Consider the following 15,421-nt stretch of genomic DNA (forward strand, 5'->3'; position numbering starts at 1 on the left):
AAGCAAAAAAGTCTTAGCGGATCAACGGTCTCGTCCGAGAGTTCATGCGCCGCAAATGTATCACTCCAATACATCGAGACCTAGCACGGTTTCCCGTATGAGGGAAGGTGACTGCCGGGTCGAATTAACCATAGGTTGTATTTCGGGGTCAGTTTGACGTTGGGGCGCCCACGCTTCGGGCATTTATCCCGCCGATCTGCGCAGTAGTGGGTATTTCCAACCCTGAGATTCGTACCTACGGTGCCTGCACTTTCAACGATCCGTGCAAGGTGGGGAGCTTTGCGCATCAAGAACAATCTGGGAGGATTTCAATGGATCGTCGTTCTTTCCTTCGTGCGTCCACTGTCGGCGCGGGCGCCGCGGCTGCGTCCACGCTTGCCGCTCCGGCCTATGCTCAGGGCCAGCGCACGCTGACCATGGTGACCTCGTGGCCGCGCGGTTTCGCGGTTCTCGATGACGCGGCACAATACCTGGTGAAATTCGTCGGCGAATTGTCCGGCGGCGATCTGACCATCGACCTGAAGGCCCCGGGCGAGCTGGTCGGCGCGTTCGAAGTGTTCGACGCGGTGTCCTCGGGCCAGGCCGACATGTACCACGCGGCGGATTACTACTTCATCGGTCAGCACCCGGGTTTTGCCTATTTCACCGCCGTGCCCTTCGGCGGCACCGCGCAGGAAATGGTGAACTGGTACTACCATGGCGGCGGCCAGGACCTGCATGACGAACTCGGCTCCATCTTCAACCTGAAGGGCCTGATGGCGGGCAACTCCGGTTCGCAGTCCGGCGGCTGGTTCCGCAACGAGATCAAGTCGGCGGACGACTTCAACGGCCTGAAGTTCCGCATGCCAGGCCTTGGCGGCCAGGTGCTGGGCAAGCTGGGCGCATCCGTCCAGAACATCCCGGGCGGCGAACTGTACCAGGCGCTGTCCTCCGGTGCCCTCGACGGTCTGGAGTGGGTCGGACCGCTCGCCGACGAGCGCGCGGGCTTCCAGGAAGTGGCGAAGATCTACTACACCGCCGGTTTCCACGAGCCGGGCTCCGCGCTGTCTGCGAACGTCAACCTCGACGTCTGGAACGACCTCACCGACAAGCAGAAGGCGATCCTGAACTACGGTTCCATGGCGACGACGCACTACCAGCTGGCCGAGACTCTGGCCAACAACGGTGCGGCGCTGGCCCGTCTGCAGGCGCAGGGCGTGAAGACGCTGCAGTTCTCCGACGACGTGTGGGATGCCTTCGGCAAGGCGTCCGCAGAGGTGATGGACGAGAACATGAACGACGAGCTGTTCGCCAAGATCCGCATCTCGTTCGAGGAAAGCCTCGCGACCTCCGCAAGCTGGATCAACAAGTCGGACGGCTTCTACGTCCAGCAGCGCGTCCGCGTGCTGGGTCAGTAAGCGATACCGAACGGGTGACGGGGTCCTCCACGGGGGGCTCCGTTTCCGAATCCGGGCGTTGCGCCTTGCGCGCTGCGCCCGACGTGCCGCACGGACCCTGAAAGGGCCGGCGGCCACCGGGACAATTGGGGGTCATCATGGACGAGACCGCGGCAGGCGGCGGGATTCTCAGCGGGATCGGTTGGGTCCTGCAGAACATCGCCATGTCTTTCTACAACCTTGGATACGCGATCACCCATCCGGCCAGCTGGCTGGACTGGAGCGATCCGACGGCCGTCATGCGCTTCATCTACTACGGCGCCTCCGTAGAGCTGTGGTTCATCGTCGTCACCTTCTTCCTCGTGCTTTTCGCCATCGGCCTGTGGAAGCGGTCGTTCCTGTGGGGCGTGGTGATCGGGCTGGAGTTCTTCGGCAACTGGGTCGGACGTTTCTTCGCCTGGGCGGGCCTTCTGATGGTGCTGCAACAGGTGGTCATCGTCTTCATCCAGCGCATCTTCGCACGTCCGGACATCGTGCTGGGATTCGGTATCCCGGTGGGCTTCGACATCTCGTGGTGGGCGGAAGAGCTGAAGCTTTTCAACGCGATGGTCGTGGCGCTTTGCCTGGCCTACACGTTCATTCAGGGCGGCCACGTGCGGGTCGACCTCGTCTATTCCGCCGTCAGCTTCCGGACCAAGCGGATCATCGACATGCTGGGGTCGCTGTTCTTCATGATCCCGATGGCGACGCTGATCTGGCTGTACACCTGGTACTTCCAGTGGCGGTCGCTGATCGTGCCGCCGGTCAATCCCACCGATCCGCTGGACCGGATGGAGATGAAGGCCCGGGCGCTGCGCTGGAACGTGGAGACCATCGGGTTCAGCCCCAACGGCTTCACCGCTTACTTCCTGTTCAAGATCCTGATGGTGATCATGGTCGGCATGATCTTCATCCAGGCATGGACCTTCTTCTTCCGCTCGTACCTCGAGTTCGTCGAAGGAGAGGAGTCGGAGGGCAAGTACCTCGACAGGGACCAGGTGGAAACGGGCGAAGAAGCCTACGACCACGCCGAATTCTGAAGGATCGAACACCATGCTATTCGGACTTGATGGCGTCGAGATCGGACTGATCATCGTCTTTCTGACGCTCTTTGCCGCGATCCTTTCGGGCTTTCCGGTGGCGTTTGCCATCGGCGGCGCGGGGGTCATTTCCTTCGGGATCATCGCCGCGCTCGACAGCGCCGGGATCCTGATCCACCAGGCGATGGACACGTCCTCGCAGCAATACCGGGATCTTGTCGCCTCGGGCGTCAATCCATCCAACATATCCATCTTCCGATACCCCGACCTGCCACGGGTGGCGACGGATTCGATCTTTCCCGCCGGCGGCTGGGAACAGGGCCTGAGGCGCACCGTCGCGGGCATCACCAACCGCATCAACGAACGGGTCATCGCGGGCCAGTCCATCGAGACGCTGCTGGCCGTGTTGATGTTCGTGCTGATGGGGATCGTGCTGGAACGCTCGAAGATCGCCAACGACCTGCTGACCACGATGGCGCGCGTATTCGGCCCGCTGCCGGGTGGCCTCGCGGTGTCGATCGTCGTGGTCGGCGCGTTCCTTGCCGCATCGACCGGCATCGTCGGCGCGACGGTGGTGACGATGGGGCTGCTGGCCCTGCCGACCATGCTGCGCAACAACTATTCGCCGGAACTGGCGACGGGGGTCATCGCGGCGTCCGGCACGCTGGGGCAGATCATCCCGCCGTCCATCGTCATCGTCCTTCTGGGCACACTGGCGGGCGACCTTTACGCCACCGCACAGGACGCCCGGGCGCAGGCGGCGGGTTGCACCGACGCATTGACCTTCCTCGGCAAACCGGCGGTGGTTTCCGTGGGCACGTTGTTCCAGGCGGCGCTGCTGCCGGGCATCCTGCTGGCCGGTCTCTATGCCGCCTTTGCCTTCGGCTACGCGATGCTGAACCCGCACAAGGCCCCGGCGGTCGTTTCGGAGGACAGCCACGGCGAGCCGGTGACACGCGGCGAGGCATTCACCTGGTATCTCGGGGTTCCGATCCTGCTGATCGCGGGCACTATGGTGCTGGGCCAACTCAACATTGTCGGCAGCCAGTCCTTCACGGTCAACAGCTTCTCCGACACCGCGGCGACCGCGTCCCTGCGCACAAACGTCGGCGATGCCTGCAAGGCCTCGATGATCGAGCTGCACGGGCAGGAGGCATGGGACCGCGCGGTGGCCGAACAGAAAGCCATCGACGAGGCGGGCGGCGTCCAGGAAAGCACCCGGCGTACCCCGGAGGAAATCGAGGCGATCCGGGCCGGGATGATCTCCAACGCGGCGCCCATCGGAACCGGCATCGCCACACTGGCGGTGATCTTCGGGCTGATCCTGGCGGTCGCGCGTGGCGTGTCGCCGTCCTCCAGCCCGCGTCCGCTGCAGATCGGTGCGGCGGGTATCGTGCTGGGCCTTCTGGTGGATTGGCTGCTGCTGCGGCCCACCACCTCGGCCGGGGTGACGGTGCTGCTGATGGCGATCCCCTGGGCGATCACCCTGTTCGGCGTCGCCTATGCCTTCAAGCTGCTGTCGAAGAACGATCTGCTGCGCGTGGTCTTCCCGCCGCTGGTGCTGATCGTGGCGGTGCTGGGCTCGATCCTTGGCGGCATCACCAACCCGACGCCCGCCGCGGCGCTGGGGGCTGCGGGGGCCATCATGCTGGCGGCCTACCGCAAGCTGGGCGACCAAGGCCGCAGCCCGAAGGTCATCATCTGGACCACGCTGGCCGTGATCGGGATGATCCTGATGGGGATCAACTTCGACCTGCGCATCAACACCGAAAGCGTCAGCATCGAGTCGTGGATCGCCTTCGTCTTCACCTACGCGCTGTGGCTGTACGCGCTGTTCGGCCTGCTGTTTTCGTGCTGGGTGCTGTTCACCTCGGGCGTGCTGACGCCGGCGGTGCGGGAGACGGCCAAGGTGACGTCGATGGTCTTTACCATCCTCATCGCCTCGCAGCTTCTGAACCTCGTGGTGATCTCCTTCGGAGGGGAGCATTACATCCAGGAGTTCCTCAAGAGCTTCGACGACGTGCGCACGGTCTTCATCATCGTGATGCTGGTGCTGTTCGTGCTGGGCTTCGTGCTCGACTTCCTCGAAATCATCTACATCGTGGTGCCGATCGTCGGCCCGGTGATCTACGGCGCGCACTTCGATCCGAAATGGGTGACGATCATGATCGCGGTCAACCTGCAGACCTCGTTCCTGACGCCACCCTTCGGCTTTGCGCTGTTCTACCTGCGCGGCGTGGCACCCAAGGAAGTCACCACCGGTCACATCTATCGCGGTGTGATCCCCTTCGTGCTGATCCAGGTGGTGGGCCTGCTGCTGCTGGCCGCCTTCCCGGGGGTGGTCACGATTATCCCGACGCTGCTGGGTGGCTGACGCCACTGGCCATGCCTTTGAAACAGGGCCTTTGAAACAGGCGCCCCCGTGGATCACCGCGGGGGCGTTTTTTGTTACGGCGCATGTCGGGCGCCGCGCCATGTCGGACACATTCCGCCGGCGCGGGTCCGTCTTCGCCATGAAATTGTATGAATGTGAGCGTCTTGTTTTCCCAATCGGGTGCCACGCTGGCATCGATCCGGGCGCAGACCCGGGCCGACGTCACAAACGAAGGAAACGCCCATGTACGCATCGCGCATCGCAGGTCCGGCCCGGCGGACAGTCCTGACGCCGCAGGCGCCGCGCCACGGGAAGGGGCCGGTTCGCGCAGGCGACCTGACCGGTCCTGTACACCGCCGCGGCACCGCGCGTCACGACAGCCACCTGATGGACATGGACGACCCTGCCGCATGGCTGATGGCACCCTCTACGGGGTTCAACGCCGCAGCCAGACTGGCGGCGCGCGGTGTCATCCTGCTGGCGGTGGGCATCCTCATGGCACCGGCGATCCCGGTGTTGCTGGGCTGAAGGGTCAGCCGCGCCCGTCCGGGAAGGAGATGTTGGCGACCTGTTCGGCGATGGGATCGGTGGACAGGGGATGCGTCTCCGCCTCATAGGCGGTGGGGTCGATCAGGTCTTCCCACCGGCCCTTGCGATAGATCTCCAGCGCGTTGAACTGCGCCTTGTAGCCCATCTTGTCCGATCCCGGCACCCAGTAGCCCAGATAGACGTAAGGCAGGCCCGCCTCGCGCGCGATCTCGATATGGTCGAGGATCATCCACGTCCCGAGAGAGTTTTTCGACTGCGTCGGGTCGTAGAACGAGTACACCATGCTCAGCCCGTCATCGAGCATGTCGGTGAGGCAGGTGGCGATCAGATCGCCGGTCTTGTGGTCGACATATTCGATCACCCGCGACCGGATCGGCGTCTCTTCGATCATCGCGGCGAATTCGAAAACATCCATGTCGGCCATGCCGCCCTGCGCGTGCCGATCGTCCAGGTAGCGGCGGAACAGGTCATATTGATCCTCCGTGGCCCAGGGGCTGGTCGCGCGGCGTTCGAGGTGGCTGTTGCGCTTCAGCGTGCGCTTCTGCGACCGCGACGGCGTGAACTTCTGCACGTCGATGCGCGCCGATAGGCAGGCTGCGCACTCGGAGCAGGACGGTCGGTACAGCACGTTCTGCGACCGCCGGAAACCTTGTTTCGACAGCGAGTCGTTCAGTTTCTGCGACCCTTCGCCCTGAAGGGCGGTAAAGAGTTTCCGCTCCATCCGGCCCTCCAGATAAGGGCAGGGCTGCGGAGCGGTGACATAGAATTGCGGTGCAAGCGGCAGCGAGTGGCGCATGGTGGTGCCATTACTCCGGGATGTTTAGCGAAACGGTAACAACGATAAAGCTGTCAGCCAACCCCCACTTATTGCGGGAAAGGGTTTAGGACAATCTTTACCGATCAATTGGTTAATCGAAGGTTAATTGGTTCCGCGCCCGGTACGGTGGTGTCGGAGTGATTCTTCCGGACCCCGCGAAGGAGGCCCGGAAGCGGGTCCGTTACGCCCGGCGGTTGAGGGCAACGGTGCCCAGAACCATGTCGGTCAGACCCTGGCCGCGTTCGGATGTCGCCATCAGCACCACGGAAACCATCTGGATGATGAAGGTCGACATGCTGATCGTGTAGCCCAAGACATGCAGGAAGGCCTGTCCGCCGTCGAGCCGTTCGCCCCACGCATTGCGGAACTCGATCGCCATCAGGCGCATGCCCCAGGTCGCAGATCCGCTTGCCAGCGTCATCCAGCGGTAGAGGAAACCCACCGTGAGGAAGATCAGCGGCATCATGAAGAGGCCGACGATGGTCACTGTGGAGATCACCAGCGTCACGAGCGCGATCAGCACCACATCGACGATCCAGGCGAGGAAGCGTTTTACCAGAACCCCGTCGTAGAAACCGGCCTGACGCTCCGGGTCGGGGAGGTGGGACATCGGTTCGGTGTACATGCGGGGCTCCTGCAGGGTGAGATCGGTCATCATATTACCAGCGATGGAATGGGGACAAAAGGGAAGCGCCCGAGGGGGCGCTTCCGGATGGCCGTGGGGGACGTTCAGGCGTCTTCGTCGACCGATTTCGCGGATGCGGCGGCGCGCTTCTCACGCTCGTTCATGAACTCGTCGAACTCCGACTTGTCCTTGGCTTCGCGCAGACGCTCCAGGAAGGATTCGAAGGCTTCCTGCTCCTGCTCCAGACGGCGCAGGGTTTCCTGCTTGTAGGAGTCGAAGGCCATGTTGCCCGAGGGTTTCATTGCCGCCCAGGCGGTGTGGCGGTGCGATTGGAAGTGCTGCTTGCGCTGTGCGCATCCTTTGCCGAACATACGTTTGCTCCAGATCATGTAGGCCAGAAGACCGAGGCCGACGGGCCAGAAGAAGATAAATCCGAGGACCATGGCCGCGATCCAGGCGCCTTTGCCCTTGTGATCGAGCCACGCCTCGGCCCGGGTCAGCCAGCCTGCGTTGGCGGGCAGATGGGTCGTTTGATAAGCGGCGGTGGTCATGTCTCTCTCCGTTTGGAAGTTAATGTGAATGCTTTTCACATGACAAGAGATCGTGATTGCCGGTTGGCTTATCAAGGGGCGATGTGAATGTTTTTTACATTTTCGGGCGGAGGGATGCAGGGCAGGGCGCTTTTGTAATTTAAATCAGGTGTTTGAGGGTGTCCTGCGCGCGCTGGCCTCATGGAGAGCAGGGCCACACGGCACGCCTTTTGCATCGCCGGTCGCGGTTTTCGGGCGGTAACTCAGGGGTCGAAAAGCCCGGCAATATCTCCGGGAACGGGCCGCCCGGCGGGTGCCGGCCGGCAAACGAGGTGTGTCAAAGCGTGAAGTCGGCGGGCTCCGCACCGGTCAGTTCGGGCAGGCGCTTTGGGTCGATGGGAAAGACGTGCCGAGGTGTGCCCGCCGCTGCCCAGACCTCGTCGAACTCCAGCAGACGCGGGTCCAGCCAGGCGCGGATCGGGTTCAGGTGGCCGACGGGGGCGACACCGCCGATGGCGAAGCCGGTCTGCGCACGGATCAGGCCAGCGTCTGCCTTGCCCAGCGGTTCACCCGCCAGCGCCGTTGCCTTGTCGGCGCACACGCGGTTGCCGCCGGCGGTCAGGAACAGCACCGCCTCGCCCGAGGTTTCGGCCCGGAAGATGATCGACTTGGCGATCTGGTCGACGTGCACGCCGACGCTGTCGGCGGCCTCCTGCGCGGTGCGGGCCTGTCCGACTTCGCGGATGTCGGGCGTTAGGCCTGCCGCTTCGATGGCGGCGTGGACACGTTTGAGGCTCTTGCTCATTCAGGGCTCCTTCGGAAAGAGGTGTGTGGCCACGCGGGCGAGGCGGTTCTCGAACCCGTCCAGGCGCGGCTTTGTGATCTTCTCGGCCCCGTTGAGGGCGAGGAAGCGGAAACGGGCCTTAGGCGCGCAGGGCTTGAACACGCCGTATTTCAGCGCGCGATATACCGGTCGGCGGGCCACCAGCCGGTCGTACCAGGCGGGGGCGCCCATGGTGGTGACGGTCAGCACGGCTTTCAGGTTTGGCAGGCCGGGGCGCAACGTCCCGAGCGCGGGATCGTGGTCATAGGCCACACCGGGCAGAAAGCTGCGGTCGATCCAGCCCTTGAGGATCGCGGGCAGGCCGAACCACCATGTCGGGAAGAGCAGGACCATCCCGTCGAAGGTCTTCAGCCCGGCGTCGTCGCCGAACGGCGTCCGGTAATAGGCGCGCCGCTCGTCCGCGGTCAGCGCAGGCGCGAAGCCTTCGGCATACAGATCGCGCACCGAGACGTCATGCCCGCGCCGTGTCAGGTCGCGCGACAGGCGATCCGCGAACCGGTGGCTGAGGCTGTCCTTCAGCGGGTGGGCTATGACCATGAGCAGACGCATGGCGGTCTTCTCTCAGAGCGCGCGGGGCTTGCCAAGCCGCTGATGTCATGAGCATCTGCCAGACATGACGCTGGAAAGCCGCATCACCCGCCTGCCACGCCCCTTCGATCCCGAGCAGGGAGAGGAAGCCCTGTCGAGCGCCCCCTGGGCCACCGGCGCCGTTGCCGACCTGTTGCGCGGCACCGGCGGCTCGTCGCCCTATCTCAAAGGCCTGATCGCGCGTGAGTGCGATTGGCTGGAAGAGGCCGCGGGCGACATGGAGGCGGCGCTGGACGCGGTCCACGCCGGTCTGCGAGAGGTGGCGCCGGATGCGCTAGGCAGCGCGCTGCGGCAAGCCAAGCGACGTGTCGCGCTGCTGACCGCGCTTTGCGATCTGGCCGGCGCGTGGGAGCTGGAGGCGGTGACGGGTGCGCTGACCGATTTCGCCGACCTCTCGGTGACTTTGGCGCTGCAGGCCGCCGTGGGCCATGAGATCCGGCGCGGCAAGCTGCCCGGCATGGGCGCCGACGACGTCCGGACGGCGGGTGGCGCGGCAGTGCTGGCCATGGGCAAGATGGGCGCGGGCGAGCTGAACTATTCCTCCGACATCGACCTGATCTGCCTTTTCGACGAAACCCGCTACGACCCCGACGACTATTTCGAGGCCCGCTCGGCCCTGGTCCGGGCGACGCGCAAGATGTCGTCGATGCTGAACGATCCAACGGGCGAGGGCTATGTCTTCCGCACCGATCTGCGGCTGAGGCCCGATCCTTCGGTGACGCCGGTCATCATGGCGATGGAGGCGGCGGAGCGGTATTACGAGAGCTTCGGGCGCACATGGGAGCGCGCGGCCTACATCAAGGCCCGGCCTTCGGCGGGGGACATTCCGGCGGCAGAACGGTTCCTCGAAGCGCTGAAGCCCTTCGTCTGGCGCAAACATCTCGACTTTGCGGCGATCCAGGACGCGCACGACATGCGGCTCCGGATCCGGTCGCACAAGCGGCTGCACGGGCCGGTGACGCTGGCCGGGCACAACATGAAGCTGGGGCGCGGCGGCATCCGCGAGATCGAGTTCTTCACCCAGACCCGCCAGCTGATCGCCGGCGGGCGCGACCCGGATCTGCGGCTGCGCGGCACGGTGGAGGGGCTGCGCGCGCTGACCGCGAAGGGCTGGGTGCCGGAGGACGTCTCGGAGAAGCTGGCCCGCCACTACCGCGCCCACCGAGAGGTCGAACACCGCATCCAGATGGTCAACGACACCCAGACCCACGACATGCCGACAAGCGAGGAGGGCCTGAACCGCATCGCCTGCCTCATGGGTCGCGACCTGGCCAAGCTGGAGACCGAGGTCGTCGACCGCCTGACCGAAGTGCATGCCCTGACGGAGGGGTTCTTTGCCCCCGACGCCTCCGCGCCCTGTTCGGAACCGGAGGTCTTCGAGGACAGCGACCTGCCGCGCCGCTGGACGACCTATCCCTGCCTGCGCTCCGAACGCGCCCAGCAACTGTGGCAGCGCGTGCGGCCGGAAATCCTGCGTCGCCTCGCCGCCACCGCCCGCCCCGAAGAGGCGCTGGCCGCCTTCGACGGCTTCCTCAAGGGGTTGCCGGCGGGCGTCCAGCTTTTCGCGCTTTTCGAGGCCAACCCGCAGCTGGCCGACCTTCTGGTGGACATCGTCGGCACCTCGCCCGATCTGGCCGTCTACCTCGCGCGCAACGCCTCGGTGCTGGATGCAGTGATCGCCGGGGATTTCTGGAGCCCATGGCCCGGTCGCACCAGCCTGGCGGAGGATCTGTCGCGCGTGCTGGAGGCCGAACCGGACTACGAGCGGCGGCTGGACCTCGCGCGCCGCTGGGCCAAGGAATGGCACTTCCGCGCAGGCGTTCACCTGTTGCGCGGGCTGATGGCGCCGGAAGAGGCGGGCCGGGCCTATGCCGACCTTGCCGAAGCTGTTCTGGCGGCGATCTGGCCGGTGGTCCAGGCAGAGTTCGCGCTGAAACACGGGCCGCCGCCGGGGCGGGGCGCCGTGGTGCTGGGCATGGGATCGCTCGGGGCCGGGCGGCTGCACGCGCGCTCGGACCTCGATCTCATCGTGATCTACGATCCGCAGGACGTGGAGACGTCGGACGGGCGAAAACCGCTGCCGTCCCGCACCTATTACGCAAGGCTGACGCAGGCCTTGGTGACGGCGATGAGCGCGCGCATGTCGGAGGGACGGCTCTACGAGGTCGACATGCGTCTCAGGCCGTCCGGCAACCAGGGACCGGTGGCGACCTCCTGGACGTCGTTCCAGCGCTACCAGCAGGAAGAGGCCTGGACCTGGGAGCATCTCGCCCTGACCCGGGCCCGCGTCATGGCCGGTCCGCGCGGTTTTGCCGAGGACGTGGAGGCCTTCCGGCAGGAGCTGCTGTCCGTGCCCCGCGACCGCGCAAAGGTCTTGTCGGAGGTGGCCGGCATGCTGCGCCGGATCGGGGCGGCAAAAGGCGGCGCGGGTCCGTGGGACGCCAAGATCGGGCCGGGCCGCATGCAGGAAATCGAGTTGATGGGGCAGGCGGCGGCGCTGATCTCGGGCAAGCCCGTGCGACAGACGCCCCGGGCGCTGAGAGCGGCGGACTGGCTCGACAGCGGCCCGCTGGTGGCGGCCTACGAACTGGCGTGGGCGCTGCAGATCGGTGCGCGGCTGGTCAGCGACAAGCCGCTCGACCCTGACACGCTGGGCACCGGTGGCTGTGCCTTCCTGCTGCGGCTGACCGGATACGATACCCTTGACGCCCTGCGCGAGGACCTGGACGCACGCACGACGCGCGCGGCAGACATCATCCGGGCGCTTCTGCCCGAAGGAGACGAGACATGAACGACGCGGACCCGAAAGGACTGATCCGGGAAGCCTACCGGATCGACGGCATCACGATCGAGGAATGCCGCTCGATCTTCTTCGACTGGGCGCTGACATTGCCGGTCGATGCCGACACCGGCGTTCTGATCGCCGCTCTGCTGGACCGGTACGGCCAGGAGGGCCACCCGATGACGGAGGTCCTGCGCGAAGGACGGCACGGCGTGGCCGCCCCGAAACGCCGGGGGGGCTGGCGCGCACGCCCCCGCAGCTGAGCGCAGGCCTCATCTTCATCTTGGCAACAATACCTCGGGGTCCGGGGCAGAGCCCCGGCGGATCGGATCGGCGTCAGCCGATCCGAAACCCCTGTCTTCACGACCGGCGCGGCAGGGCAGCGGCCTCGCGGGCCAGAGCTTCGATCCCGGCCCAGTCGCCGGATGACACCATGTCCTTCGGCGCCACCCAGCTGCCGCCACAGCACAGCACGTTGGACAGGCCTAGGTAGTCGCCGACGTTCTTCATCGATACCCCGCCGGTGGGGCAGAAGCGGACCTGCGGGATCGGCGCGCCGATGGCCTTCAGGGCGGGCACGCCGCCGTTGGCCTCGGCGGGAAAGAACTTCTGCACGGTATAGCCACGCTCCAGCAGTTTCATCGCCTCGGAGGCGGTGGCGGCACCGGGCAGAAGCGGCAGGTCTGCGGCCTCGCAGGCGTCGAGGATGCGGTCGGTCGCGCCGGGAGACACACCGAACTTCGCTCCCGCGGCCACGGCCTTCTCGACGTCCTCGGGCGTCAGGAGCGTGCCGGCGCCCACCACGCCGCCCTCCACCTTGGCCATCTCCGATATCGCGTCGAGTGCCGCGGGCGTGCGCAGCGTAACTTCGAGAACCGGGAGCCCGCCCTTGACCAGCGCCTCCGCAAGGCCGCGCGCCTGCGCGGCGTCGTCGATCACGAGGACGGGGATCACCGGGGCGAGGCGGCAGAGGCGCTCGCTTTCGCGGCTTGCGGCGGCTGGTGTCATGGGCGGTGTCCTTTTGAGTATTTTTGAAGCAGAGAAACAGGCGCGCGCGCCCGGAAGGGATGCGGGCGCGCCGGTGTCAGACGACCACGGCCGCGCCGTTCGAGGCAAGGCCCACGTTGGCCCGGAAGGCCGCGAAAAGCTCGCGTCCGACGCCGTGGCCGTTGCCCGTCAGGTCGGCGGTTACCGGTTCGCGGCCGTCGAAATCGGAGGCGAGGTTTTCCAGCGTGCCCTGTGTGGCGTCCAGGCGGAGGATGTCGCCGTCGCGGACGCGGGCCAGCGGGCCGCCGTCCGCCGCTTCGGGCGAGACATGGATCGCGGCGGGCACCTTGCCCGAGGCGCCGGACATGCGGCCGTCGGTCACCAGCGCAACCTTCAGGCCGCGGTCCTGCAAGACCGCAAGCGTCGGTGTCAGACCGTGCAGTTCCGGCATGCCGTTGGATTTCGGGCCCTGAAAGCGGACGACGACGATGGTGTCCTCGGTGAACTCGCCGGCCTTGAACGCCTGCTTGACCGCTTCCTGGTCCTGGAAGACGCGGGCCCTGGCTTCGATCACATGGCGTTCGGGGGCGACGGCGGAGACCTTGATCATGCCATGGCCGAGGTTCCCCTTGAGCTGTTTCAGGCCGCCGGACGTTTGGAACGGGTCGGTTGCCGGGCGCAGGACCTTGTCGTTGTGGGTCTGCGTCGGCCCGTCGCGCCAGGTCACCTTGTCGTCCTTCAGCTCGGGTTCACGGGTGTAGGGGCGCAGGCCGTCGCCGATCACCGTCTTGACTTCCTCGTGCAGCAGGCCCGCGTCCAGCAGTTCGCCGATCATGAACTGCAGGCCGCCCGCGGCGTGGAAGTGGTTCACGTCCGCCAGGCCGTTGGGGTATACCTTGGCCATCAGCGGCGTCACCGACGAGATGTCGTCGAAGTCCTGCACCTCGAGCGCGATGCCCGCGGCGCGGGCCATGGCCGGCAGGTGCAGCACGAGGTTGGTGGAGCCGCCCGTGGCCATCAGCCCGACGATGCCGTTGACGAAGGCCTTGGCGTCGAGGATCTCGGACACCGGGCGGTAGTCGTTGCCGAGCGCGGTTATTTCAAGCGCGCGTTCGGTGCCGGCGACGGTCAGCGCATCCCGCAGCGGCGTGTTGGGGTTCACGAATGAGGCGCCGGGCAGGTGCAGGCCCATGACCTCCATCAGCATCTGGTTGGTGTTGGCGGTGCCGTAAAAGGTGCAGGTGCCCGGTCCGTGGTAGGAGGCCATCTCGGCCTTCATCAGTTCCTCGCGGCCGACCTCGCCGGTGGCGAACATCTGGCGGACCTTGGCCTTCTCGTCGTTGGGCAGGCCGGTGGGCATCGGGCCCGCGGGCAGGAAGACCGAGGGGATGTAGCCGAAGGTGGCGGCGGCGATGATCAGCCCCGGCACGATCTTGTCGCAGACGCCGAGGTAGACCGCCGCGTCGAAGGTGTTGTGCGAGAGCGCGATGCCCGCCGCCAGCGCGATCACGTCGCGGGAGAAAAGAGAGAGTTCCATGCCGACCTGGCCCTGGGTGACACCGTCGCACATCGCCGGAACGCCGCCCGCAACCTGCGCCGTGGCGCCCTGCGCGCGCGCCGCCTGGCGGATCAGGTCGGGGAAGCGTTCGAACGGCTGATGGGACGAGAGCATGTCGTTGTAGGCGCTGACGATACCGATGTTCGGCGCGCGCTCGGTGGCCAGCCGATCCTGGTCCTGGCCCATGGCGGCATAGGCGTGGGCCTGGTTGCCGCAGGTCAGGTGGGCGCGGCGCGGGCCTTCTTCGGCGGCGCGGGCCATGCGGTCGAGGTAGGTGGCCCGCATCCCCGAGGAGCGTTCCTCGATACGGGCTGTGACGTCGGCGATGGTCTGATTGAGGGTCATGGAACGAGTCCTTTCCGGCTCCGGTTTCCGGTCCTTCGCGATACATAGACCAGTTAGCGCTAACGGTAAACCCCGTCATCCCGGCTGCCCATCAGGTTGACGCGTCGACGAAAGGTCCATCTGTCGCCCCAATGGCGCCACGTTCCGGAGCAAGACAAGGTTAACAGCAGCCGTCGGGCTGCGACAGGGCAGAACGGCGCTTTGAGAGCAGCGAAGCGCGACAGGAGGACGAAAAAGATGCGGATTGCACGGTTTGTTCTTGGGATCGGCCTGGTGGCGGCGCTTGCGGCCTGCGGCGAGATGCCCGGAAAGGCACCTTTCGAAGCGATGCCGGGCGGAGAGGTGAGCCGCGCGGCGGCCTCGGCCCTGGACCGTCCGGTGACGCCGTTGCCCGGAATGCAGGCTCCGGTCCGGCAGGGCAGCATGAAGCTTGTGGCCTACGAATTCCGCGTGCCCGAAGCGCTGAGCGTGTCCGAGGCCAACCTGTATCTGCCGATCGCCGACATCGTCTGGCGTGGCGACGCATACGGCAACCGCAAGCAGCAGGTCGCCGCGATGTTCCGGTCGAGCCTTGAGAAAGCCCGCGCCAATGCGCCTGCAAACGGGCGCCCCGTCAAAGCGATCATCACGCTGCACAAGTTCCATTCCCTGACGGAGAAGGCTCGTTACACCACCGGCGGCATCCACACTGTGGTGTTCGACACGACCATCGTCGACGCCGAAACCGGTGCGGTGCTGGTCGATGGCCGCAAGACGCGTGCCGACCTCAAAGGCTATGGCGGCCGCCGTGCCATGCTGGCAGAGCGTCAGGGCCTGGGCATGAAGGTTCGCCTGATGGCTCATCTGGACCGGGTGATGGCGGCCGAGGTGTCGACCGCGGGAGGGTGGCGCGACAAGGGCCGGAAACTGACCCGGGCGCTTAATCAGATCTGAGTTTCAACCGCTTCATTCTTGGGAGAAAGCGGGG

General features: G+C 65.8%; 14 protein-coding genes. 7 read left to right on the forward strand and 7 right to left on the reverse strand.

What is annotated here, in order from left to right; genetic code table 11:
* Window positions 1–311: 311 nt before the first annotated feature.
* The 4 genes from ABFK29_RS11545 (at window position 312) to ABFK29_RS11560 (ending at window position 5,357) form a co-directional block, all read left to right on the forward strand.
* A complete protein-coding gene (locus ABFK29_RS11545; protein WP_005858112.1) occupies window positions 312–1,397 on the forward strand; it encodes a TRAP transporter substrate-binding protein in 1,086 nt (361 codons plus the stop codon).
* Window positions 1,398–1,534: 137 nt separating this feature from the next.
* Complete coding sequence (locus ABFK29_RS11550) at window positions 1,535–2,455, forward strand: TRAP transporter small permease subunit (RefSeq protein ID WP_005858114.1); 921 nt, start codon at window positions 1,535–1,537, stop codon at window positions 2,453–2,455.
* A 13-nt stretch (window positions 2,456–2,468) separates the two neighbouring features.
* Window positions 2,469–4,829: a TRAP transporter large permease gene (locus ABFK29_RS11555; protein WP_005858116.1), complete on the forward strand. Its 2,361-nt coding sequence runs from the start codon at window positions 2,469–2,471 to the stop codon at window positions 4,827–4,829.
* A 243-nt stretch (window positions 4,830–5,072) separates the two neighbouring features.
* Complete coding sequence (locus ABFK29_RS11560) at window positions 5,073–5,357, forward strand: hypothetical protein (protein ID WP_005858118.1); 285 nt, start codon at window positions 5,073–5,075, stop codon at window positions 5,355–5,357.
* A gap of 4 nt (window positions 5,358–5,361) precedes the next feature.
* Here the strand turns inward: ABFK29_RS11560 and ABFK29_RS11565 are convergent, their stop codons facing one another.
* The 5 genes from ABFK29_RS11565 to ABFK29_RS11585 form a co-directional block, all read right to left on the reverse strand.
* Window positions 5,362–6,174 carry an arginyltransferase gene (locus tag ABFK29_RS11565; protein WP_005858120.1) on the reverse strand — a complete coding sequence of 271 codons (813 nt, stop codon included), beginning with the start codon at window positions 6,172–6,174 and terminating at the stop codon, window positions 5,362–5,364.
* A 202-nt stretch (window positions 6,175–6,376) separates the two neighbouring features.
* Entirely contained in the window at window positions 6,377–6,820 is a 444-nt protein-coding gene (locus tag ABFK29_RS11570; protein ID WP_040604402.1) for an RDD family protein, read from the reverse strand.
* Window positions 6,821–6,924: 104 nt separating this feature from the next.
* On the reverse strand, window positions 6,925–7,371 hold the full coding sequence (locus ABFK29_RS11575) for a DUF2852 domain-containing protein (protein ID WP_005858124.1): 447 nt from the start codon (window positions 7,369–7,371) through the stop codon (window positions 6,925–6,927).
* Between the two features lie 316 nt (window positions 7,372–7,687).
* Window positions 7,688–8,155 (reverse strand): YbaK/EbsC family protein, encoded by a 468-nt coding sequence (locus ABFK29_RS11580; RefSeq protein WP_005858126.1) that lies wholly within the window; start codon window positions 8,153–8,155, stop codon window positions 7,688–7,690.
* A complete protein-coding gene (locus ABFK29_RS11585; protein ID WP_005858128.1) occupies window positions 8,156–8,743 on the reverse strand; it encodes an NAD(P)H-dependent oxidoreductase in 588 nt (195 codons plus the stop codon). It abuts the gene before it with no gap.
* Between the two features lie 64 nt (window positions 8,744–8,807).
* Here ABFK29_RS11585 and ABFK29_RS11590 point away from each other — a divergent pair, with 64 nt between their 5' ends.
* Both ABFK29_RS11590 and ABFK29_RS11595 read left to right on the forward strand, forming a co-directional pair.
* Window positions 8,808–11,573: a [glutamate--ammonia-ligase] adenylyltransferase gene (locus ABFK29_RS11590; RefSeq protein WP_005858130.1), complete on the forward strand. Its 2,766-nt coding sequence runs from the start codon at window positions 8,808–8,810 to the stop codon at window positions 11,571–11,573.
* Complete coding sequence (locus ABFK29_RS11595) at window positions 11,570–11,827, forward strand: hypothetical protein (protein ID WP_005858132.1); 258 nt, start codon at window positions 11,570–11,572, stop codon at window positions 11,825–11,827. The genes ABFK29_RS11590 and ABFK29_RS11595 overlap by 4 nt, the downstream gene beginning before the upstream one ends.
* A gap of 97 nt (window positions 11,828–11,924) precedes the next feature.
* On the opposite strand, the gene eda is transcribed toward ABFK29_RS11595, so the two are convergent.
* Together eda and edd are read right to left on the reverse strand one after the other, a co-directional pair.
* Window positions 11,925–12,572 carry a bifunctional 4-hydroxy-2-oxoglutarate aldolase/2-dehydro-3-deoxy-phosphogluconate aldolase gene (gene eda, locus ABFK29_RS11600; RefSeq protein WP_005858134.1) on the reverse strand — a complete coding sequence of 216 codons (648 nt, stop codon included), beginning with the start codon at window positions 12,570–12,572 and terminating at the stop codon, window positions 11,925–11,927.
* 76 nt (window positions 12,573–12,648) lie between these two features.
* Window positions 12,649–14,454, reverse strand: coding sequence for a phosphogluconate dehydratase (gene edd / locus ABFK29_RS11605; protein ID WP_005858136.1), 1,806 nt, complete (start codon window positions 14,452–14,454; stop codon window positions 12,649–12,651).
* Between the two features lie 237 nt (window positions 14,455–14,691).
* Here edd and ABFK29_RS11610 point away from each other — a divergent pair, with 237 nt between their 5' ends.
* Window positions 14,692–15,387: a DUF6778 family protein gene (locus tag ABFK29_RS11610; RefSeq protein ID WP_005858138.1), complete on the forward strand. Its 696-nt coding sequence runs from the start codon at window positions 14,692–14,694 to the stop codon at window positions 15,385–15,387.
* Window positions 15,388–15,421 lie beyond the last annotated feature (34 nt).

Source organism: Sagittula stellata E-37 (assembly GCF_039724765.1).
GTDB lineage: Bacteria > Pseudomonadota > Alphaproteobacteria > Rhodobacterales > Rhodobacteraceae > Sagittula > Sagittula stellata.